The 20,384-nt window shown below is 69.6% G+C and carries 18 protein-coding genes; 8 read left to right on the top strand and 10 right to left on the bottom strand.

Features of this window, described 5'->3' with window-relative positions; genetic code table 11:
* The first annotated feature begins 540 nt into the window (after positions 1–540).
* The 4 genes from GGD89_RS20360 (at position 541) to rsmA (ending at position 6,617) form a co-directional block, all read left to right on the top strand.
* Positions 541–3,186: an LPS-assembly protein LptD gene (locus GGD89_RS20360; RefSeq protein ID WP_184043370.1), complete on the top strand. Its 2,646-nt coding sequence runs from the start codon at positions 541–543 to the stop codon at positions 3,184–3,186.
* Between the two features lie 90 nt (positions 3,187–3,276).
* Positions 3,277–4,599 carry a peptidylprolyl isomerase gene (locus tag GGD89_RS06635; protein ID WP_184043372.1) on the top strand — a complete coding sequence of 441 codons (1,323 nt, stop codon included), beginning with the start codon at positions 3,277–3,279 and terminating at the stop codon, positions 4,597–4,599.
* A 75-nt stretch (positions 4,600–4,674) separates the two neighbouring features.
* Positions 4,675–5,757, top strand: coding sequence for a 4-hydroxythreonine-4-phosphate dehydrogenase PdxA (gene pdxA, locus GGD89_RS06640; protein ID WP_184043374.1), 1,083 nt, complete (start codon positions 4,675–4,677; stop codon positions 5,755–5,757).
* Positions 5,754–6,617 (top strand): 16S rRNA (adenine(1518)-N(6)/adenine(1519)-N(6))-dimethyltransferase RsmA, encoded by an 864-nt coding sequence (rsmA, locus tag GGD89_RS06645; protein ID WP_184043376.1) that lies wholly within the window; start codon positions 5,754–5,756, stop codon positions 6,615–6,617. The genes pdxA and rsmA overlap by 4 nt, the downstream gene beginning before the upstream one ends.
* Before the next feature lie 129 nt (positions 6,618–6,746).
* On the opposite strand, the gene GGD89_RS06650 is transcribed toward rsmA, so the two are convergent.
* From GGD89_RS06650 to GGD89_RS06695, 9 genes are all read right to left on the bottom strand, one after another.
* On the bottom strand, positions 6,747–7,838 hold the full coding sequence (locus tag GGD89_RS06650) for an ABC transporter substrate-binding protein (RefSeq protein ID WP_184043378.1): 1,092 nt from the start codon (positions 7,836–7,838) through the stop codon (positions 6,747–6,749).
* A complete protein-coding gene (locus GGD89_RS06655; RefSeq protein WP_184043380.1) occupies positions 7,835–8,896 on the bottom strand; it encodes a hypothetical protein in 1,062 nt (353 codons plus the stop codon). Before GGD89_RS06655 ends, GGD89_RS06650 begins: the two co-directional genes overlap by 4 nt.
* Complete coding sequence (locus GGD89_RS06660; RefSeq protein WP_184043382.1) at positions 8,893–10,167, bottom strand: NnrS family protein; 1,275 nt, start codon at positions 10,165–10,167, stop codon at positions 8,893–8,895. The genes GGD89_RS06655 and GGD89_RS06660 overlap by 4 nt, the downstream gene beginning before the upstream one ends.
* The gene (locus tag GGD89_RS06665) at positions 10,164–10,949 is read right to left on the bottom strand and encodes an ABC transporter ATP-binding protein (protein WP_184043384.1); all 786 of its coding nucleotides are present in this window, start codon (positions 10,947–10,949) and stop codon (positions 10,164–10,166) included. The genes GGD89_RS06660 and GGD89_RS06665 overlap by 4 nt, the downstream gene beginning before the upstream one ends.
* Complete coding sequence (locus GGD89_RS06670) at positions 10,946–11,734, bottom strand: ABC transporter permease (protein ID WP_343058549.1); 789 nt, start codon at positions 11,732–11,734, stop codon at positions 10,946–10,948. Before GGD89_RS06670 ends, GGD89_RS06665 begins: the two co-directional genes overlap by 4 nt.
* 29 nt (positions 11,735–11,763) lie before the next feature.
* Positions 11,764–12,768 carry an ABC transporter substrate-binding protein gene (locus tag GGD89_RS06675; protein WP_184043563.1) on the bottom strand — a complete coding sequence of 335 codons (1,005 nt, stop codon included), beginning with the start codon at positions 12,766–12,768 and terminating at the stop codon, positions 11,764–11,766.
* Positions 12,769–12,780: 12 nt separating this feature from the next.
* Positions 12,781–14,754 carry a TonB-dependent receptor domain-containing protein gene (locus GGD89_RS06680; protein ID WP_184043388.1) on the bottom strand — a complete coding sequence of 658 codons (1,974 nt, stop codon included), beginning with the start codon at positions 14,752–14,754 and terminating at the stop codon, positions 12,781–12,783.
* Positions 14,755–15,086: 332 nt separating this feature from the next.
* Complete coding sequence (locus GGD89_RS06685; protein ID WP_221238350.1) at positions 15,087–15,737, bottom strand: class I SAM-dependent methyltransferase; 651 nt, start codon at positions 15,735–15,737, stop codon at positions 15,087–15,089.
* A gap of 343 nt (positions 15,738–16,080) precedes the next feature.
* Positions 16,081–16,692, bottom strand: a complete 612-nt coding sequence (locus tag GGD89_RS06695) for an NAD(P)H-dependent oxidoreductase (protein WP_184043392.1) — start codon at positions 16,690–16,692, stop codon at positions 16,081–16,083.
* A 132-nt stretch (positions 16,693–16,824) separates the two neighbouring features.
* Here GGD89_RS06695 and GGD89_RS06700 point away from each other — a divergent pair, with 132 nt between their 5' ends.
* From GGD89_RS06700 to GGD89_RS06710, 3 genes are all read left to right on the top strand, one after another.
* The gene (locus GGD89_RS06700) at positions 16,825–17,184 is read left to right on the top strand and encodes a winged helix-turn-helix transcriptional regulator (RefSeq protein WP_184043394.1); all 360 of its coding nucleotides are present in this window, start codon (positions 16,825–16,827) and stop codon (positions 17,182–17,184) included.
* 334 nt (positions 17,185–17,518) lie between these two features.
* Positions 17,519–18,055 carry an inorganic diphosphatase gene (gene ppa / locus GGD89_RS06705; protein ID WP_184043396.1) on the top strand — a complete coding sequence of 179 codons (537 nt, stop codon included), beginning with the start codon at positions 17,519–17,521 and terminating at the stop codon, positions 18,053–18,055.
* 334 nt (positions 18,056–18,389) lie between these two features.
* Complete coding sequence (locus tag GGD89_RS06710; protein ID WP_184043398.1) at positions 18,390–18,935, top strand: O-acetyl-ADP-ribose deacetylase; 546 nt, start codon at positions 18,390–18,392, stop codon at positions 18,933–18,935.
* Between the two features lie 15 nt (positions 18,936–18,950).
* Here GGD89_RS06710 and nth read toward each other — a convergent pair whose 3' ends face one another.
* On the bottom strand, positions 18,951–19,658 hold the full coding sequence (nth, locus tag GGD89_RS06715) for an endonuclease III (protein ID WP_184043400.1): 708 nt from the start codon (positions 19,656–19,658) through the stop codon (positions 18,951–18,953).
* Positions 19,659–19,964: 306 nt separating this feature from the next.
* Between nth and GGD89_RS06720 the strand changes: the two genes are divergently transcribed.
* Complete coding sequence (locus tag GGD89_RS06720) at positions 19,965–20,378, top strand: hypothetical protein (RefSeq protein ID WP_184043402.1); 414 nt, start codon at positions 19,965–19,967, stop codon at positions 20,376–20,378.
* Positions 20,379–20,384 lie beyond the last annotated feature (6 nt).

The raw sequence follows: 20,384 nt of genomic DNA on the forward strand, positions 1-20,384 counted from the left end.
GTTTTGGGATGAGGAGAATCGTAGGCACACGAGCGTAGCCTGTCAACCGAATATCCCTCAGATTCTCAAGCCAAAAAACTCTGAAAAATAGATGATGTTTAGTGGAAGTATATACTTTTTCCCTGCTGTTATCTCCGTCTTCATATTGTTATCAACAAGAATTATTCTGTATAGCACGAAGAGTTTGCGGAATTGACTATGGGGTCATGATTGCCGCCGCGCCACGTCCACCCCCTCGTCGAAGGAATTCGTTGGCGACTCCGGAATAGGCGCCAAGAATCGGGCCTTGCAGGGCACGGGTTGTCGATCCCGCTTGACTCTCGTCAAGCGGGATGGCCGTCGTGATCCGCGACTCGGTCGGGGGGGGCGTTATCCCGGGTTGACCGCCGACCGGTCGACTCGGGAGCCTTGACCCGCGCCAAGCTGTTGTCGAAAAAGGCGGGGTGATTGTTCGGTCTTCGGGCCTGGCATCGCGGCGTCCAAGGCCGCGTGGGAGAGATGGTCCCCGACGAACGCGGCGGGACAGGGAAAAAACAGGCGATGGGTGTTCTGATGGCGGTGACCCGCGTGGCTGTTCTGGCGGTGGGCGGCCTGGTGGTGGCGATCGAGCCGTTGGCCGCCCAGTCCCTTGATCCGGGGGATCTGGCGGGACCGGGCGCGGGCTTCCGCGAGATGTCCGTCGACATGGGGCCGGACGTGGGGAGCGGCAGCGGCGCCGCCGGTCTCGGCATCCTGGGCAGCCTGTCGGGCGCCGCGCCGGCAGCGTCGGGCGCGGCGGGGCGGGGGTTCCGGATGCAAACCGTGCCGGACCGCCTGCCGGGCGGGATGGCGACGGCGGGCGCGGCCGCGCCCGCGCGATCGGGGCCCGCGTCCCCGGGCGTGGTGACGGTGGCACCCGTGGCGGTGCCCGACGTACGCCTGCGGCCGGTTCCCACCACCCTGCCGCCCGTGTCCGCGCCGGCCGCGCGACCCACGACCGTCTCCGCGCCCGCATCCACGACCACGGTGGAGCCGGCCCCGGCCTCCACGGCGACGCCGGGGGCCGGCGGCGCGGCGCCCGTTCCCGCGTCGACCGAGAGCGGCGATGAGCCGACACTGATCCGCGCCGACGAGTTGAGCCGCGATGCCGACCTGGGAACCTACTCGGCGCGCGGCAACGTGGAACTGACCAACGGCGGGCGGATGGTTATGGCCGACACGGTCACCTACAACGAACGCGCCGACCTCGTCACCGCCAACGGCAATGTGCGCGTCGTCGAGGCCGACGGCACCACCTACTTCGCCAACTACGTGGAGCTGTCCAGCGACTTCCGGGACGGCTTCGTGCGCGACATGGCGGTGCTGTTGGAGGATCGCTCCCGCATCACCGCCGTCTACGCCACCCGGACCGGCGGGACGCGCAAGGACTTCTGGAAGGGGATCTACAGCCCCTGCGACACCTGTCCCACCGCCGAGGGGAGCCCCTGGCCCACCCTGAGCGGCAACAACGCCTCGGGCGGGCGGGAGCGCCAGCGTCCGCTATGGCAAGTCCGCGCGGCGCATGTGACCCACGACGAGGTCGAGCGCGACATCATCTACCGCGACGCCGTCCTGGAGGTGTTCGGGATCCCGGTGGCCTATACGCCCTATCTGTCGCAGCCCGACCCCACCGTCTATCGCCGCAGTGGCCTCCTGACGCCGACCTTCGGGGTTGACGATCAGTTGGGATTCTGGACCGAGGTTCCCTACTACTACATCATCGATGACCATCAGGACGCGACCGTCGCCGTGCGGGGCATGAGCGACGAGGGATGGTTGCTGCGGCCGGAGTACCGGCGCCGGTTCGGCGACGGCGAGCTGTTCGTCGAGGGCAGCTTGACCGACGACGGCGAGGAGGGCCTGGCCGGGCACCTGAACGCCCGGGGGCAGTGGCACATCAACGAGATCTGGCGGGCCGGATTCGACAGCCAGTACGCCTCCTCCGACACCTATCGGGACCGCTACGACTTCGGCAACCCCACCTGGCTGACCAATCACGCCTGGTTAGAGGCGTTCCAGGGACGCAGCTACGCCGCCGTGGAAGCCCTCAGTTACACCGACAACCGGGCGAACCGCGACGACGACGATAATCCTCGCGTCCTGCCGTTGATGACCTACGACTATGTCAGCGACCCGGGTGCCTGGGGGGACACGACCCGCCTGTGGGGCGGCTTCCAGAGCATCTTCCGGGAGGAGGGGACGCGCAGCCAGCGCCTGTCGGGCTCGCTGGGCTGGACCCTGCCGGGAACCACGGGCTGGGGGCTGGCCTACGAGGTGGCCACCGATCTCAACACCGACCTCTACTGGGTGGAGGACGCCAACGTCGTGGACGGCGACACCACCTCCGGGTTCGACGGCACGGTGGCGCGGATCTATCCCAGCGCCCTCGTGACGATGCGCTATCCCCTGATGCGGAGCGGCGCGGAGGGAACCCAGATCGTGGAGCCGATCGTCAGCCTGGGCCTGGCGCCGCCGGACCTGAACACCCGGCATATCCCCAACGAGGACAGCCGCGACGCCACCCTCCACGGCGGTACGCTGTTCTCGGGCGATCGGTACGCCGGCCGGGATCGCGTCGATGATGGCGTGACCGTCAATTACGGCGCGCGCTGGACCTGGCTGGGGAGCGAGGGGCGGCGGCTGTCGGCGCAGTTCGGGCAGGTCTACCGGGTGTTCGACGCCAGCGCCTTCTTTCCCGAGAATGCCGGCTACGGCGATGGTCTGTCCGACTATGTGGGGCAGATCGACGCCGTGCCCCATCCCTACCTGGACCTGTTCTACCGCTTCCGCCTGGACCGCGACGACCTGTCGCCCAACAGCACCGTGGTGGGCTTCCGCGCCGGGCCGCCGGTGTTCAACGTCAGCGGGACCTACCTTTCGGTCCCGGCCTATGCCGAGGACGGTGGCACCGACATTACGGCCCGGGAGGAACTGGTGGGCGGCGTCGGCATCACCTTCGACCGATTCTGGACGACGTGGGGCGGCGCCCGGTACGATGTGCGCCAGTCTCGCGTGGTGGACGCCTGGGCCGGCCTTTCCTATGACGACGAGTGCCTGGGCCTGGGCCTGAATTACACCACAAATTACAACGAAGTCAGTGGCGAGAGGGTGGGCCAGAGCGTGCTGTTGCGTCTGACCCTGAAGACCCTGGGCGAGATCAGCTTCTAGATGCCCCCTGATGGCCGCCGCGTCGCGCCGGGCGTTTTGCGCCCGACCGCCCGCCCGACGTGGCGCCAACCCTGGACGTGGAGGGACTCCGTGACAGCTCATCATCCCCGGCGCCGACCGAAGGTCCGCTTCGCCGCCGTTTTCCTGGTCGCGCTGTCGGTCGTGGCGACGGCATCCCTGACCCCGCACCCGGCCCGGGCGCAGCAGGCGGGGGACGTCTCCGGCGGCATGGTCATGCGGATTGCCGCAGTGGTGAATGACGAGGTGATCTCCGTCTACGACATCGAGGCCCGGACACGCATTCTGATCGCCTCGTCCGGCATCCCCGACACACCCGAGGTGAAGGCGCAGATCCGGGATCAAGTGCTGCGATCGCTGATCGACGAGACCCTAAAGATTCAGGCCGCCGAGCGCCTGGGCCAGGAGGTCACCGAGGACGACATGCGCACCGCCATCGGCCAGGTGGAAGCGCAGAACGGCATTCCGCCCGGTGGCTTCGAGGACTTCATTCAGGTCACCGGCCTGGACAGGGAGTCGGCCTTGCGTCAGATCGAGGCCGAGGTGGCCTGGATCAAGGCCGTGCGGGCACGGTTCCGCAATCAGGTGGACATTTCCGATGATCAGGTGGACATCGTCCTCGGCCAACTTGAGGCCGCCCAGGGCAAGCCCGAGCACCTGGCCCGCGAAATTTTCCTGCCGGTGGACAATCCGGCCGACGAGGCGCGGGTGCGGGCCAACGCCGAACAGCTGCTGGCCGAACTGAGGCGCGGAGCCTCCTTCGCCGCCGTCGCCCGCCAGTTCTCCCGCAGCCCGACAGCGGCCAACGGGGGCAGCCTGGGGTGGGTGCGCGCGGGGGAACTGGACCCGGCCCTGGAACAGGCCCTGCTGGGCATGCAGCCCAAGACGCTTTCGGATCCCGTGCGCACGGTCAGCGGCTATCATATCCTGTACCTGGCCGAGCGGCGCCGCACCGCCCAACCGCAGCCGGACAAGGCCCGCCTGACGATCAGCCAGATCGTGATGCCCTCCGGTGGTCCGAATGCGATGTCGGCGTCCGACCAGGCGGCCATCGCGGCCGAGGTGGCGGCGGGCGTGGACTCCTGCGAGGCGTTCAACGCCATTGCCACGTCGCGCGACCTGCCGAACTCCGGGCCGGTGGGGACCCTGGCGGTGGCGTCGGTCGATCAGCCCGTGCGGGGCGTTCTGATGGGCATGGAGGTGGGCGAGGTCTCCGACCCCGTCGATGTGCGGGGGGGCAAGCTGATCCTCATGCTCTGCGACCGGTCGGTGCCGGGCGGCATGCCCAGCCGCGAGGCCATTCGGGATCGCCTGTATCAGCAGCGCCTGGAACTGGTCTCCAACCGCTACCTCCGCACCTTGCGTCAGCAGGCCGTCATCGACCTGCGCATCTAACCGGGAGGTCTCGCGGGATCCTGTCCGACCCTCGGTCCGGTCCCCGCGCGCCCCTGAACGGACGGTTGGCTTGCCATGACTCCCCCCTCTTCACCGTCGCCGTCACCGGCACGCCCCTCACCGGCACGCCCGGCGTCGGCGCCGCCCCTGGCCCTGACCATGGGGGATCCGGCGGGCATCGGCGGTGACCTGGCCTTGCGGGTGTGGCGGGACCGGGGGGGGCTCGGGCCGGTGCCGCCGTTCGTGGTGCTGGACGACGCCCGGCGCCTGGCGGCGCTGGCCGCGACACTGGGCTGGCCGGTGCCCATCCTGCGCGTGACGCGGCCGGACGAGGCTCCGGCGGCCTTTGGCCAGGGGCTGCCGGTCCTGCACCGGCCGCTGGCGGCGCCCGCCCATGCGGGCCGTCCGGACCCGGTCCACGGGCCGGCGGTGCGCGCGGCGATCGACGATGCCGTGGCCCTGATCCGTCAGGGCCGGGTGGCGGGCGTGGTCACCAATCCCCTCAACAAGGACGTGATGCAGGCCGCCGGCTTTGCCTTCCCCGGCCACACCGAATACCTGGCCCATCTGGCCGGGCAGGGGCCGGCGACGGTGGCCATGATGCTCGCCTGCCCGGGCCTGCGGGTGGTGCCGGTGACCATCCATGTGGCGCTGGCCCAGGTGCCCCGGGTGCTGACCACCGAGGCCATCGTCGCCGCCGGCCGGGTGACGGCGCGGGCGCTGGTCCGTGATTTCGGCCTGTCCACGCCGCGCCTGGCGGTGGCCGGGCTCAACCCGCATGCCGGCGAGAACGGTCGCATGGGCGACGAGGAGGCGCGCGTCATCGTCCCGGCCGTCGAGCGGCTGCGGGCCGCGGGCCTGGCCGTCTTCGATCCCCGCCCGGCCGACACGCTGTTCCACGCCGAGGCCCGGGCCACCTATGACGCCGTGCTGTGCATGTATCACGATCAGGCGCTGATCCCGCTGAAGACCATCGACTTCGCCGGAGGCGTCAACGTTACCCTGGGCCTGCCCTTCGTGCGCACCTCGCCCGACCACGGCACGGCCTTCGACATCGCCGGCACGGGACGCGCCGATCCGACCAGTCTGGTGGCCGCGCTGCGGCTGGCGGCAGACATGGCGGCGGTCCGCGCGCTCCCCTGGGAGGATCGCCCGTGAACGACGCGGCCGTGGACCTGCCCCCCTTGCGCGAGGTGATCGCCCGCCATGGACTGGACGCGCGCAAGGCGCTGGGGCAGCACTTCCTGCTCGACCTGAACCTGACCCGGCGCATCGCCCGCGCCGCCGGCGACCTGTCCGAGGGCACGGTGATCGAGGTCGGTCCCGGCCCCGGCGGCCTGACCCGGGCGTTGCTGGAGCAGGGCGCCCGGGTGATCGCCATCGAGAAGGACGCCCGCTGCCGCGCCGCGCTGGCGGAGGTGGGCGCGGCTTTCCCGGGGCGCCTGACGGTGATCGAGGGCGATGCGCTCGACCAGGACATGGCCGCCCTCGGCACGTCCCCGCGCCGGGTGGTGGCCAACCTGCCGTACAATGTGTCCACGCCCCTGCTGATCGGCTGGCTGCGTGATATCCGCGCCTTCGACACCCTGGTGCTGATGTTCCAGAAAGAGGTCGCGGACCGCCTGTGGGCGCGGCCGGGGGGGCGGGGATTCAGTCGCCTCTCGGTGCTGACCCAGTGGTTGTGCGCGGTCAATCCCGTGTTCGACGTCAATCCACGCGCCTTCACGCCGCCACCCAAGGTGACTTCGGCCGTGGTGCGGCTGACCCCGCGCGAGGCGCCGTTGATGGACGTGCCGTTCGCGACGGTGGAGCGGGTGACCGCCACCCTGTTCGGCCAGCGCCGCAAGATGGTGCGGGCGCCGCTGAAGACGCTGGGCGATCCGGCGGTGATCTGTGACGCCTGCGGGATCGATCCGATGCTTCGCGCCGAGCAGTTGCCCGTGGAGGCGTTCTTGCGCGTGGCGCACTGGCTGACGGTGACGCAGGCCGGGTCCCGTCCCAGTGGTCACGGACCATGACCGGTGCGGCCCAGGCACCGTTGCACGGTATCCGTTTTTTTTGTTGGGGGGCGCCTGTAAGGCGCCCCGGGACGTTGGAGGGGGCGCCTGGAAGGCGCCCCGGGGCGGATGACTCCCGCGTGGCCGCTGTTACTTCGCGCGGTGCGCGGGATGAAGCGCGGGACCCAGGGTCGAGGCCCAGCGCCGCAATACGGTGGGGTACTCGATGACGCTGGAATCGACATAGGCCGGCAGGGCGAACACGTGCCCCGAGGCGATGGCGGGGATCTCGGCGAGGGCCGGGTCCTGCCGCCGGGCCGCGAGCAGCTTGCGCTGCACGGCGTCGGCATCGCCGGTCAGCACCAGCACGTCGGGCCGGATCGCCGTCAACGGCGCCAGCGACCCCACCGTTGCGAAGCCGTGCCGCACGGTGGCGCCGGCCTCAACAAACGCACCACCGGCGTTGGTCAGGCCCATGGGCTCCAGCAGGAAGGCATCGGAATAGCCGCCGGGCACCTCCACCCGAACGAATCCCTTGCCGTTGGCGTCCTGGTGCACGCCATTGAGGATCACCACCGTGGTTCCCGGCTCGGCGGTGGGCAGGCGGGCCAGGGCGGCCTCCAGCGCCGCCGCGCGCCGCGAGATCAGGGCTTCGGCCTGCTCGGTCCGGTCCAGAAGGGCGCCGACCCGGCGGATGGCGGCATCCAGTCCGTCCCCGAAGGCGACCACCTCCACCGACACGTCCAGGTCGTCGAGCACCCCCGACTCCCTCAGCATCGACACCGCCTTCATCGGGTCGCGGACGGGCTTCAGCCGGTCGAACCCCGGCGTGTGTTCGATCAGCACGCGGCGGATGCCGGTCTCCCGCAGGGTCCGGGGCACGATCTCCGGATCCCGCGCCACGATGTACTGCGGACACCCGAGGATCATGGTCGAGGTCTTGGCGAGCGTGCGGCCGAAGGACCATGCATCCCCGCGAATGGACATGGCGCGCGGCACCACGCCGAGGTGATAGGCGACGTTGACCAGCCGGTCGCCGATCATGATCACGTCCTGGCGCTCCGGCGGCGGAGTCCCGGGCTTGGCCGCGGCGGTCGTGGCGGTCACGGCGGTGACCAGCGCCAGCGTGAGGGCCGCCAGCGTCGTGAGGCGCCGGCGGAGTCCTGGCGGAGAGAAGGCCATCATGGTGCTCTGTCCTGGTGAGTGTTGGGGGGTGGCGATGCCGGCGGTCCCGGCGGTCATGGGTCCACGCGCTCCAGCAGATCGGTGGGCGCGAGATCGACGATCGCCGTGGCCACGTCGCGCTTGTAACCGGCCCAGCGGGCGTCCTGCGCGGGCGTGGCGAGGCCGGCCAGACTCAGGCGGCCCATGTCCGCGAAGTCGTCGGGCAGCAGGCCGTCCTTGAGCCGCCACGTCTCGGCGCGGTCGCCGGTCAGGATGCGGAAGGCGAACACGCCGAACGGCGACGGAGGCGCGTCCGGCGGGCTCGGCAGCCGGGCGAGGCGCTGGCGGGTCAGGGCGCGGACCCCGACCTCCAGCGTGTCGAGAAGCCCGGGCGGGGTGAGGCCGGTCAGGATCACCAGGCCGTTGCGGTCGAGGGGGCGGTCCCCGGCGGCCAGCCTGAGCAGCTTGTGCGCCAGCACCACGCCGCCAAAGTGGTCGCCGTCATGGAAGGCGAGGGCATGGTCCATGGTCATGGCGTGCTCGCCAGCCAGATCGCGCACGATCACCGGGGTCGGATCGCGCAGGACCGGGGTGGGACCGGTCGGTGTGGCGGAGGGGGCCGGCGCGCCCGGACCCACGTCCACCTCGAACAGGTCGTCCAGGGCGGACGCGCTCACCGCGTCGGTCAAGGCGGCGCGCCGGGCCCACAGGTCGGCCTGGTCGTCCTCGGGGACGAAGCCGGCTTCGTCCCGTGTCTGGGCCTCGGGAAACCCGGCCGGCACGACATCCGGACGCACCGTGGCCCGCACGCGGGCTGTGCCCACCGTCAGGCCGAGCACGATGTCGCCGCAGCCGGTCGCGCCGGTCGGCTGGCGTGGCATCACGCGGATCCGGCGGCGGCTGACGGCGCGCGTGAGAAACTCGACCGCGTCGGTCAGGCCGGGGGGCGTCACGCTCAGGTCGACGGCCATGGCCTCCCGCGCGGGCGCCCGCAGGTCGAGCGCCTGGTACGCCAGTTCGAAGAACCGCCAGGCCAGGGCGACGCCGGGGCCGTGACGGGCGGCGTGGTAGTCCTGGGCCTGCGCGCAGGTCAGGGTCTTGGCACCCATGGCATCGGTGACGGTCAGGGGGATCATGCGGAGGGTCCTCTGGTTGGGGGATGGGAGACCGGTGTCCGCCCCAGCAACAGCCGGGCGTGCCCGATCAGGAAGACGAGGAAGGCGCCGCTCCACAGCAGGGTGGACCCCCACAGCAGCCCCGGTGCCCAGCCAAGAGCCCAGGTAAAAGGCGCGGCGACACGCAGGCCGGCGCCGGCGGCGGCGAGCCAGATGGCGGCGGTGGCCGGGCGGCTCAAGGGCAGGGTCCCGCCCATGTGCCGGCGGGAGGCGACGCCGAACACCGTCAGGCATCCCACCGCCAGGGTGCCGGCGCCGGCGGCATGCCAGGCGGCGTCCAGCCATGGCAGGTGAAGCAGGCGGGCGGCGCCGAACAGCGCCAGGGCGGTCACCAGGAACAGGGTGGACAGCACGAAGCCGTGAAAGAAGCTGTGCCGGGCGGCGCGGCCGATCCATATCGCGCCCAGGCGGTCCATCTGCGCCGCCGCCGCCGCCCAGGCCATCCAGGCCGTGACCGGGGAGAGTGGCGCGACCGCGTAGGCCAGGACGGTCGCGCCCAGGGTCAGGGCGACCAGACGGTTGCGTGACGGGTCCGGTGGCGGCATCGGGGGGCGCCCGCTCAGGCGCAGGGCCTCGGGTCCCAGGACCGGCGCCACGCGGGAGATGACGCAGGCGTGGATCCACACCAGCAGCAGGACGCCCAGGTCCCCCAGCCAGCGCAGCGGATGGCCGACCCGGCCCTCGATCATGATCCCGATCAGGCCGGCCGGCGGCAGGTCAAGCCACAGCACCACGAACAGCCCGTGCGTGCCCATCATGCCCAGCGCGGCGACCGCGAAGACGGCATGGCGACCCTGGGCGTGGCGCAGGACCGCCACGGCGATCAGGGTTCCGAAGGCCAGCGTCGGCACCACCAGAAGAGCCGCCGCCAGGGTCGGCGGCAGGACACCGGTCAGAAGCGCGGCCCCCCGGGCGACGGCCCACGCCGCCCACAGGCCGGCCAGCCCGCGACCGCGCACCATCGGCGCGCCGGACCAGGCGGGCAGGGCGGTGAGCAGGAAGCCGCCCACGGCGGCCATGCCCAGGCCGAACACCATTTCGTGGATGTGCCAGACGATCGCGCCGCCCGGGATCGGTCCGTCCCAGCCGGCCAGATAGGCCACCAGCCATGGCACGATGAGCCCCGCGCCGACCAGCGCGGCCGACGGAAAGAAGATCCGGAAGGGCTGTGACCAGCACGGCCGCGCGGACTTCGCCGTCGTGACGGGGTGCGGTCCGGTCACGCCGGTCATGCCGTCACCCTCCGCCGGCCGGGGGTGGCCCCCAGGGCCTCCGCCACGGCCGGTTCCCGCCAGAGCGCCTGCAGGCCGGCCAGCACGGCGGCGTCGTCGCGGGCGTCGGCGGGCTGGGCGAACCCGGTGCTGAAGGCGACCCGGCCGGGCGGCCCCGCCATCACCACCAGGCGGTCGCAGACACGGATGGCTTCCGTCAGGTCATGGGTGACGAACACGGCGGCCACGCCCCGGGCGGTCACCGTCTGGCGCACCAGGTCCTGGAGGTCGCGCCGCAACACGCTGTCGAGCGCGTTGAACGGCTCGTCCAGCAACAACAGGTCGGGCTCGATGGCCAGGGCGCGGGCCAGGGCCACCCGCTGGCGCATGCCCCCGGACAGCTGATGGGGGAACTTGTCGCCGTCCTCCGGCGCGAGGCCCAGGCTCTCCAGCAGGCGTTGCGCGGCGTCCAGCCGTTGCCGGCGCGGCATGCCCTGGCAGCGCAGGCCGAAGGCGGCGTTGTCCCGCGCCCGCCGCCAGGGCAGCAAGCGGCTGTCCTGGAACATGAGGGCGATGCGCCTGGCCCGTGTCTCGACACGCCCGGCCCCCGGCTTCAACAACCCGGCGGCGATGCTCAGAAGCGTGGTCTTGCCGCAGCCCGACGGACCGACCAGGGTCAGCAGGCCACCGGCCGGGACGGCCAGGGTGAGGCGATCGAGGATGGCCGTCCGGCCGATGCTGACGGACACGTCGTGCCACGCGAGCACGGAGGCCGCCGCGTCGGGTGTCGGCGTCAGGGTCATGACCGCCGCTCCCGCGCGGCCTGACCCCGTGTGGCGCGCCAGGGCTCCAGGCGACGGCGCAGGGGGTCCATGACCAGCCCCTCCAGGCTCAGAAGCATGATCAGCGCCAGCAGGATCCAGGCCATGGCGTCGGCGGTGTCGATGTTGACCCGGGCCAGCGACAGCCCCTCGCCGATGCCGGCCGTGCCCCCCAGGACCTCGGCCATCACCGCCAGTTTCCACGACAGCCCCATGGCCGTCGCCAGCGCCGGAAAGACATAGGACAGGATATGCGGGACGTAGATATCGACGATGCGCACGCCCAGCGGCGCCCGGAAGGCGCGCGCCATGTCGAGCACCTCGCCGTCCAGCGTGCGGGCGCCCTGCATCGCGCCGATGATCACCACGGGCAGCGTCGTGACGACCACCGTGAACACGGCGGCGAGGCCACTACCGGCGAACCAGATCAGCGCCAGCACCACCCAGGCGATCGCCGGCACGCCCAGGAAGAAGCGGACCAGCGGTTCCAGCAGGCGTCCGACGGTCACCGACAGGCCGGCGGCCGCGCCGATCAGCACGCCCGCCACGGCGGCCAGACCGAACCCCATCAACGCGTCGCGCGCCGTTTCCAGCGCCGCCGGCAGGGCCACGCCCTCGGCCACCAGGGCGCCCAGCGCCCGCAGCGTGTCCATGGGCGAGGGCAGCACCAAACCGCCGTATACCTCGTGTCCGACCTGCCAGAGAGCGGCCAGCAGGCACAGCGAGACCAGCACCGCCCAGCCGCGCCACAGGAACGCCGCCGTCACACGCCCGATCCAGGCTGTTGTCGCCATCGTCATGCCGGCCAGTAGTAGCCGTCGCCGGGCAGGCGGCCGGCGACGATGTCCGGGTTCAGGCGCATCAGGCTGTTCAGGTAGAACTCGATGTCGGCGCGGGCCTCGCGCGACGGCGTGACGTCCACCCGGAAGTGCGGAATCGATTTTTCGATGATCGGCGCCTTGACGCCCAGATAATCCTGGCCGAGACGTCCCGCGCTGGCCGGGTTGTTGTTGGCCCACTGGCCACCCCGCACGCAGGCGTCATGGAACGCCTGCACGACCTCGGGACGGTGCTGCACCAGGTCTTCCTGGACTCCCAGTCCGGCCTGGGCGATGCGGGCCGGGCGCCCGGTCTGGCGGCCGAGCTCCGCCGTCAGGTCCACCGCGCGGCGCACGGTCCGGCCGGCCCGCCGGCCGCGCAGGATCGCCGCCGTGGCGGCCGGCTCGGGCACCACGGCGATGTCCGTCTTCCCGGCCAGGAGCAACTGCACCACCTCCATCGGCGTGCCGGCATAGGTCACGTCGATGTCGCCGCGCGGGTCCAGCCCGGCATTGCTGGCCACCAGGCGGAAGATCAGGTCCGGGGCGTCGTCCTTGAACGCCAGGACGAGGCTGCGGCCGGCGAGGTCCTCGGGGCTGTCGATCGTGTCGTCGGTGGTGACCACATACAGCAGGCCCCAGGTCATGATGTTCAGCATGCGTACCGGCACGCCCCGGTTGTGCAGGTTCGCGCAGGCGTAGCTGGGCGTGGCGAAGATGTCCATGGCGCCGGAGATGGCGCCGGCCCGCATCTGGTCCGGGGTCTTCCAGATGGTGAAGTCGACGGCGTCGACCAGCCCGTTCAAGGCGCCGCTCTCGACGGCATGGGCGAGAGTCACCGAGGGGGCGGACGGCATGCCGCTGATGGTGACCGGGGACCCGGCCGCCGCGCGCGATGGCCACAGCGGCGCGAGACCGCCGCCGGTGGCGGCGGCACCGGCCAGGGACAGGGCAAGGAAGGAACGGCGGTCGGGACGGAACATGATGGGGCTCCCTCAGAAGTTCACGACGGTCCACAGGAAGAAGGCGCGTCCGGGCGCGTTGATCGGCCCCGGATTGGGCGTGTCGGTCACGTAATGGGGGTCGAGTTCGGCGTACTCGGTGTCCAGCACGTTCGAGATCCCGAGCCGCACGCCCACGCGGTCATGAACCTGCACACCGCCGTAGACGTCCAGGACGGCGAAGGCATCGATGTCTTCCGGGTCCAGGGCGGTTCCGGTATTGAGGTCGTCGTCGGGATCGGTCGGCCCGGCGACCGCGCGCACCTTCAGGCCGGCGTTCCAGGTGCCGTGCACGCCCAGCCGGTCGTGGTAGTCGACCAGGAAGACGGCCTCGGCCGGCGCGATGCCGTACAGGCCCCGGTCTTCATCCAGGTTCTCGGCCCAGGTGGCGCGCCCGTAGACACCGGCGGACAGGGTGCGGGTGGGGTTCCACTCGGCCGACAGGGTCAGGCTGGTGAACCGGGCATCCATGTTGCGCCAGATCAGGGTCTGGTCGCCGGCCCGGTCCCGACTGATGAAGTTGTCGACGTGATCGTGGGAGACGGATCCCGACAGGCGGTACGATGCCGCGTCCATCAACGGGGCCTTGCGGCCGAAGTCGAGCCAGCCCGCGCTCTCGTAGCTGGCGCCCGCCTCGACGCGATAGTGCACCTCGGGGTCCAGGCCGGGATTGCCGACGGCGCGCATCCGGGCCTGGGCATGATTGCGGGCGAAGTACAGCTCCTGATTCTCGGGGAGCCGGGCGATGCGGCCGAGGCTGAGATGCGTGTCCAGGGCCTTGTCGAGCCACGACCGGCTCATGGTCGCCACGGCGCTGATGGCGTGCAGGCTGGTGTCCGTGTCGTCGGTGCCGGCGTACTGGCGGTAGAGCGCGCGGGGCGTGGTGGTGCTGACCACGCTTGTCCCGGTGGGATTGAGCCAGGACACGGGCTCGTCGGCGCGGCCGATGCCGGTGATGGCGTGTTGCCAGCGCAGTCCCAGGTCCAGTCGCGCCATGCCAAGGTCCAGCGCGGACTCGGCGAACACCTCGGCCTCCAGGCGCGTGACGTCCGGGTACTGGACGGCCGAGAAGGTCTCCAGGGAGATCCCGGTCGCCCGGTCGGCATCATGACTGTCGTACAGGCCGCGCACGCCGAGCCGGAAGGGGATGTCGCCGAGGCGTGTGTCGCCGTGCACACGCCCCTCGACCTTGCGCCGGTCCACGTCCGCCTCCTGGCGCTGGCCGGGCTGCCGGCCGTCCTGGAACGTGAAGTTGTTGTTGCGCCGGTCGGCGAAGACGACGGTGGTCTCGGCGTGCACCGCCTCCAGCGCGCCCTCCAGGGTCTTGTCGAACAGCAGCTTGCCGATGTAGCGCGTGGTCTTGAGGGAATCCGTGCCGCTTTGGAGGGCGCTGTTCGGAGCCTCGACGGTGGTCGCGGCCTGCTTGTCGTCGCGAATCTCGTCGCGGATGACGATGGCCTTCAGCGCCGTGTCGGCATCCGGCAGATAGCCTAGAATGATCTGCTCCGTGTCTCGGCCATAACCCGCCCGCACCCGGTCGCCATCGCCGTCGTCGTAGGAGCCGCCCCACTTGTAGGTGCCGACACCCCGCATCAGGAAGGCGCCGGCGCGCGTCTTGACGTCGACGAACGCCTGGCGCGCCGCGCCGTTGTCGGTGAAACCGAACCCGGCCACCACCGGGCGGGGGGTGTTGATGACGGAGTCCAGCGCGCCGAGCGGTGGAGACACCGCGGTCCGGTCCCACTCGTCACGCTTGTACTTCCAGTCGCCGGGCATCCGCGTGACATCGTAGATGGGCATGATCGCCATCGGGCTGCGCGCGTCGTGCTGGGCGAAGGTCGGAAACAGGGCCAAGGCGCCGCGCAACGTGAGCGGCTTCGTGCCGGCGTCCGCCTGGGCGGTGCCGACCAGGGCCGTGCTCGTCCACAGCAGGGCGGCCAGTCCCGTTTTGGTCTTGATCTTGATCATGCGTCATTCCCCTCCGATGACACCGGGGGTGACCGACGCCAACGAGGCATCTGTCCCGGTTCCGACGGGGACGGACAGTATTAATTATGATAATTGGTCGCAATAGCAATTCTGTGAGACACGGGATCCTGTAATTACACCGAAAAATGCCGCCAACCATCAACCTTTGAAGGAATTTTTATTTACAGTGTTATCCAATTTTATTGGTGGGTTATTGAAGTATACGGTTTGCGTGACCGGATTGGTCCACTTGGCTTCGGCGACCGTGCGTGCGGACAACGCAGGGACGAAAGCGCCGACAAGGGACGGTCACGGGTCAATGACCGCGTGTGTCAGAGCGGTTTCGCCAGGACCATGGTCCAGGGAATGGGCCGCCGTGTCTCGACGATCCGGAACCGCTGCGCGACCAGGGTTTCGAAAGCGCGGGAGGACCAGTGCTGGACATGCCCGGGGGTGTTGCCCAGGTCGCGCAGGTACCGCAGCCTCGCCACGTTCAGCACCCGCCAGAGCGGTTCTCGCGGAACGCTCAGAATCACGTGTCCGGTCGTGAGGTGGGCGAGGCGGTCCAGGGCGCCCACGGGGTCGGACACATGCTCCAGGACCTCGCAACAGAGGACCAGATCCGCCGTCCGGTCGCCGAGGTCACCCAAAAGGTCGGCCCCGAAGACATCGACGCGAGGGCCGTCCGGCGGGGACTCATCAGGCGTGGGCACCAGTCGGGCCCGCGCCTGATCGACGCATTCGGCATCCACGTCGAACGCCGTCAGCTGCTCGACGCGATGCATCAGGCGTGCCGAGATCTCTCCCTCGCCACAGCCCGCCTCCATCAGGGTCCGGGGTGCGGCGCGCCGGACCAGGGCGTCCAGGTCGCGAAAGAAGCCCGCCATCAGGATACGCACGATCGGGTTCCCGGACCCATACTTGTTGTAGACGTTGCCGCCAATGTTGGCGGGCGTGCCTGAGGCGGGATGAGGGAGAGCCATTGAAGCGCGACACTTGAGTTTGCAGTAGCTGCCATTTGACTTGCAGCACTCGATATCATGTGTGGGCGCCTTCTGGAAGCGGGCTCAGGGGGCTCTCAGGGGTCTCTGAGAGACGACGGCGGATGATCTCAACGTAGCGCGGATCGGCGTCGGAGAGCCCGGCCCGGCGGCCAGCACCTGTTGGTGCGCCAGAAACGAGGGGCTCTGCATGAAGAACACCGAACCTGCTGACACCCCTGTCCAGGGTGCCGGGACCAGCTCAGGTCATAAGGGCACGCCGGCCTCTTCCAGGAATAGGACCGACTTGTAGCCGTTCATGGTCGCGGTGGTGTAGAGGTGGATGTCAGGCTGCGGCATGCCCGGTCTCCGTAGCGAAAACCGCCGTCAGGTGCGCGTCGAAGCGGGCCAAATCGGCCTCAATCCGGGGGTTCTTCATCACGTCGAAGGCCGCGAAGGTGGGCAGCGGCGCCATCGCGAGGAAGCGCGCGGTCAGGTGGACCGGTCTTAGCAGGTCGTCGACGCCACCGCCGGCGAAAAAGGGCTCGGCGGGATTGTCGAACGCCTCCCGGGGCGCGTTGAAGGTGACCGAGAGCATGTAGGTCGTCCCGTCCAGCGCGCCGCCCATGCCGTAGTTGGCCGTGGGCGCGTCCGCGCGGCGGCCATCTCCGGTGGCGAGCCGCCCGTCCATGCCGGTCGTGTAGACCTCGTCCATGTACCTCTTGAGGGGCCAAGGCACGCCCATCCAGTTGACGGGGAACTGGAGGATCACGGTGTCCGCCCAGACGTGGGTGTCGATCTCCTGCTCGACATCGTAGCCCTCCGCAACCCGCGTCACGCGGACTTCGTGGCCCAGGGCGGAGAGCGCGTCGCGCGCGCGCTCGACCAGCGTGGCGTTCAGGGCGCCCTTCGAGAAGGGATATGGCTGGTGGCCGTTCAGAATGAGGATCCTGCTCATGGTGTCTCCTGCGATCCGCGTGGCGGGCCTTGACGCGCCCGATCTGCGGCGTGATGATGCGGATGGAGCAAACGGAAATCAACCAGTATACTTTTTGTAACCTTGTGATCGTGGCCCAGATGGAGGCGTCGGATGCGCGCACGAGTCGTGGAGGACGATCGGGGGCGGCGCGAGGCCCGTGATGCCTGCCTGGAACCGTGCCCGATCGAACGGGGCATGCGGATCATCGGCGGCAAATGGACGGGGTCCATTCTGTGGCATCTCAAGGACGGCCCGGTGCGCTTCAACGACCTGGCCCGCATGATCGGCGGCGCCAGCAAGAAGATGATTACGGAGCGGCTGCGTCAACTTGAGGGGCATGGGCTGGTCCGACGCGAGGTTATCGATAGCGCGCCGATTTCCGTGACCTACGAGATCACGGACCTCGGTCGGACGGCGCTCGGGTTCCTTGATGAACTGAGAACGTGGAGCGAGGGGCTGCCGCAGGGGTGATGCGGCCCAGATTCGCCATGCTGCCGTGTTGCGGTCCTGGCGGAGGGCTGCACGATCCACCCCCCTGGTCCTGCGTGCCGACAACGGCAGCCCCATGAAGGACGCGACCATGACGGCGATGCAGAACGCCCGGGGCATCCCGGCGCCATAACGCTCTGTCACCCAACCGCAACAGCAACACCCTTTTGCTGCGCCGCCGAAAACGCTATGGTTCGCGCACTTATGTCCACGCCGGTGTTTGGACCGCCTTGGCGCGCGCCGCGGGCAGGGTCGCCGGTCCCGTCAGGACGGCCCGGATGGGCTCCCTCTTTTCATACAAGGACACCCCCTTTCCATGGACCTGAACAAGATCCCCGTCGGCCAGAATCCGCCCGAGGATGTCAACGTCATCATTGAGGTCCCGCTGCGCCACGACCCCGTGAAGTACGAGGTCGACAAGGACTCGGGCGCCATGTACGTGGACCGCTTCCTGCATACCGCGATGCATTATCCGGTCAACTACGGCTTCATCCCGCACACCCTGTCGGATGACGGCGACCCGCTGGACGTGATGGTCATCGGCCGCATTCCGGTCGCCGTGGGCTGTGTCATGCGGGTGCGCCCCATCGGCGTGATGCGCATGGAGGACGAGGCCGGCATGGACGAGAAGCTGCTGGGCGTGCCCCACACCAAGCTTCATCCGTACCACGACAACGTGATGCACTATAAGGACGTGCGCCCGGTCGAACTGCATCGCATTGAGCACTTCTTCGTGCACTACAAGGACCTTGAAGAAGGCAAGTGGACCAAGGTGCTGGGCTGGGAGGGACCGGAGGCCGCCTTCCAGGTGGTCCTCGACTCCATCGAGGCCGCCCAGAAGGCCAAGCCCTGACCGCACGGGCACGACTCCAGAGGACGGGGTGTCCCGCGCCCCATCCTCTGGGCCTATGCTCCCCTATCGGCACGGCGCGCGGGTCCCGTGCGAGGGGGCGGGAAGGGGGGTGGGCGGCGGCGCGCGCCGGGGCCGCCCGGCCCAGTCGTCACATGCGTCCGCCGCCGGGACAAGCTCGTGACGCGCGGACCAGCCCGGGCTGATCGCGTCCCGCGTTCCCACGATTGCCCAGTCCAGGGCTTGGCCTCCCCTATCATTGCCTGAATAGGGCGGGTATGCTTCCTGCTCCGTCCACGCCCATCCCGAGGCGGGACCAGGTCGATGGGGAGGAAGCATGGACAGCGCGCTCTTGGACCGCCTTGAGGTGGTCGAGGGAGACATTACCACCGAGACCACCGACGCCATCGTCAACGCCGCCAACGAAAGCCTGCTCGGCGGCGGCGGTGTCGACGGGGCCATCCACAAGGCCGCCGGGCCGGATCTGCTGGCGGCCTGCCGGGCGATGGGGGGGTGCCCCACGGGGGAGGCCCGGGTCACCGGGGGCTTCGACCTGCCGGCGCGCTGGGTGGTGCACGCGGTCGGGCCTGTCTACGACGAGACCCGCGCCGACGCCTGCGACCGGGAGTTAGGCGCCGCCTACCTCAATGCCTTGCGATCGGCCGCCGAAGTGGGCGCGCGCAGCATCGCCTTTCCGGCCATCTCCACGGGGGCCTACGGCTATCCCGCCGATCGCGCCGCCCGGGTCGCGGTGCTGGCCGTGGCCAAGGGGCTGGAAAACGACGGCCGGATCACCTCGGTCCGCTTCGTGTGCTTCAACGAACGCGCCGCGCGGCTGCACCAGGCGGCCATCGATGCCCTGCGGGCGCTGACCACGGCGTAACACCGGCGCGGCGGCTCACGCCCCCGCTCGCCCCGGGCCAGCCCCCTTGTCCGGATACCCGCACAGATCGGCGATGGCGCAGGTCGCGCAGGCCGGCTTGCGGGCCTTGCACACATAGCGTCCGTGGAGGATCAGCCAGTGATGCGCGTGAGGGCGGAAGCGATCCGGCGTGACGCGCTCCAGGCCGTCCTCCACCGCGCGCACGGTCTTGCCCGGGGCCAGGCCGGTGCGATTGGCGACGCGGAAGATGTGCGTGTCCACGGCGATGGTCGGATGCCCGAAGGCCACGTTCAGCACCACATTGGCGGTCTTGCGGCCGACCCCGGCCAATGCCTCCAGCGCCGCCCGGTCCTGGGGCACCTGCCCCCCGTGGTGATCCACCAGATCGCGGGACAGGGCGATGACGTTCCGCGCCTTGGCATTGAAAAGCCCAATGGTGCGGATGTGCTGGCGCACCCCGTCCTCGCCCAGGGCCAGCATCCTCTCCGGCGTGTCGGCCGCCGCGAACAGGCCCTTGGTGGCCTTGTTCACGCCCTTGTCGGTGGCCTGGGCCGACAACACCACGGCGACCAGCAGGGTGTAGGGATTGACGTAGTCCAGTTCGCTCCGGGGCTCCGGCAAGGCGGCGGCCAGGCGCGCGTAGAGGGCGTCGACGGCCTCCGGCGTCAGGGGCGGGACGGCGGACGGTCGGGACGGCGCGGGCGACGGGTCGATGGGGCTCATGGGCGCGCAGCCTACACCGGCCCCGGGAAAACGGGAAGCGGGACGCGGAGGACGTTGACGCTCTCAACCCAGGGCCACATTCTGTACGATCGTTGTGTACGAGCCGAGGACTCTCGGCGCCGTGCGGGCGAGGTCGGCGGCCCCCGAGCCCGGCCATCGGACCGCCGCAAGGGGCCGATGACGTTTAGCCTATGATCATCCGTGACCACACGAAGACCGATCGTTCCAGGGGTTGGTCCGTGGGACTGGCGGAAGACCGGCACAAAACAACGGTCGAGAGCTTGTGTTGTTTTCCGGGAGACGACAATGCGGTATGAGAAAGAGAATCCGGTTTTTGATCCTGCTTATTTGGGGGATACCAAGCTATATCCAGCCGAGCACGTGGACATATTCTGGCGCCGCGACGAAAATTTTCTGATCCGTGATGTAGAGGTTGCCCTCGCACCACGCGACGCCCTCAAGAACCCTGAGAAGCAGCAGAGATATTCGCAATGGCGAAAGACGTGGACGGCGAATCTGGGAAACTCGTGCGCGGACTGGATGCAGCCGAACGGCACCACACCGGCGGAAGTGTTCGGCGTCCTTCTGAGCTGCGGTTTTGCCGACCATCTGGAGCTGAAGCATGCCCTCCGCGAGTTTTCCTCCATCCAGGGCTGTGACTGGGCACGGGACATGCTGAAGGGGCTTCCGGTCGAGGAAGACGCGCCGGACCGGGGGTAACGGATC

Source organism: Roseospira visakhapatnamensis (assembly GCF_014197915.1).
In the GTDB taxonomy this organism is placed as follows: domain Bacteria; phylum Pseudomonadota; class Alphaproteobacteria; order Rhodospirillales; family Rhodospirillaceae; genus Rhodospira; species Rhodospira visakhapatnamensis.

Excerpts from the sequence above, each read along its gene's own strand:
- GGD89_RS20360 (WP_184043370.1), top strand. The coding sequence starts at position 541 with ATGGGTGTTCTGATGGCGGTGACCCGCGTGGCTGTTCTGGCGGTGGGC.
- pdxA (WP_184043374.1), top strand. The coding sequence starts at position 4,675 with ATGACTCCCCCCTCTTCACCGTCGCCGTCACCGGCACGCCCCTCACCG.
- GGD89_RS06650 (WP_184043378.1), bottom strand. The coding sequence starts at position 7,838 with ATGACCGCCGGGACCGCCGGCATCGCCACCCCCCAACACTCACCAGGA.
- GGD89_RS06655 (WP_184043380.1), bottom strand. The coding sequence starts at position 8,896 with ATGATCCCCCTGACCGTCACCGATGCCATGGGTGCCAAGACCCTGACC.
- GGD89_RS06660 (WP_184043382.1), bottom strand. The coding sequence starts at position 10,167 with ATGACCGGCGTGACCGGACCGCACCCCGTCACGACGGCGAAGTCCGCG.
- GGD89_RS06665 (WP_184043384.1), bottom strand. The coding sequence starts at position 10,949 with ATGACCCTGACGCCGACACCCGACGCGGCGGCCTCCGTGCTCGCGTGG.
- GGD89_RS06675 (WP_184043563.1), bottom strand. The coding sequence starts at position 12,768 with ATGTTCCGTCCCGACCGCCGTTCCTTCCTTGCCCTGTCCCTGGCCGGT.
- GGD89_RS06680 (WP_184043388.1), bottom strand. The coding sequence starts at position 14,754 with ATGATCAAGATCAAGACCAAAACGGGACTGGCCGCCCTGCTGTGGACG.
- GGD89_RS06685 (WP_221238350.1), bottom strand. The coding sequence starts at position 15,737 with ATGGCTCTCCCTCATCCCGCCTCAGGCACGCCCGCCAACATTGGCGGC.
- GGD89_RS06695 (WP_184043392.1), bottom strand. The coding sequence starts at position 16,692 with ATGAGCAGGATCCTCATTCTGAACGGCCACCAGCCATATCCCTTCTCG.
- GGD89_RS06700 (WP_184043394.1), top strand. The coding sequence starts at position 16,825 with ATGCGCGCACGAGTCGTGGAGGACGATCGGGGGCGGCGCGAGGCCCGT.
- ppa (WP_184043396.1), top strand. The coding sequence starts at position 17,519 with ATGGACCTGAACAAGATCCCCGTCGGCCAGAATCCGCCCGAGGATGTC.
- GGD89_RS06710 (WP_184043398.1), top strand. The coding sequence starts at position 18,390 with ATGGACAGCGCGCTCTTGGACCGCCTTGAGGTGGTCGAGGGAGACATT.
- nth (WP_184043400.1), bottom strand. The coding sequence starts at position 19,658 with ATGAGCCCCATCGACCCGTCGCCCGCGCCGTCCCGACCGTCCGCCGTC.
- GGD89_RS06720 (WP_184043402.1), top strand. The coding sequence starts at position 19,965 with ATGCGGTATGAGAAAGAGAATCCGGTTTTTGATCCTGCTTATTTGGGG.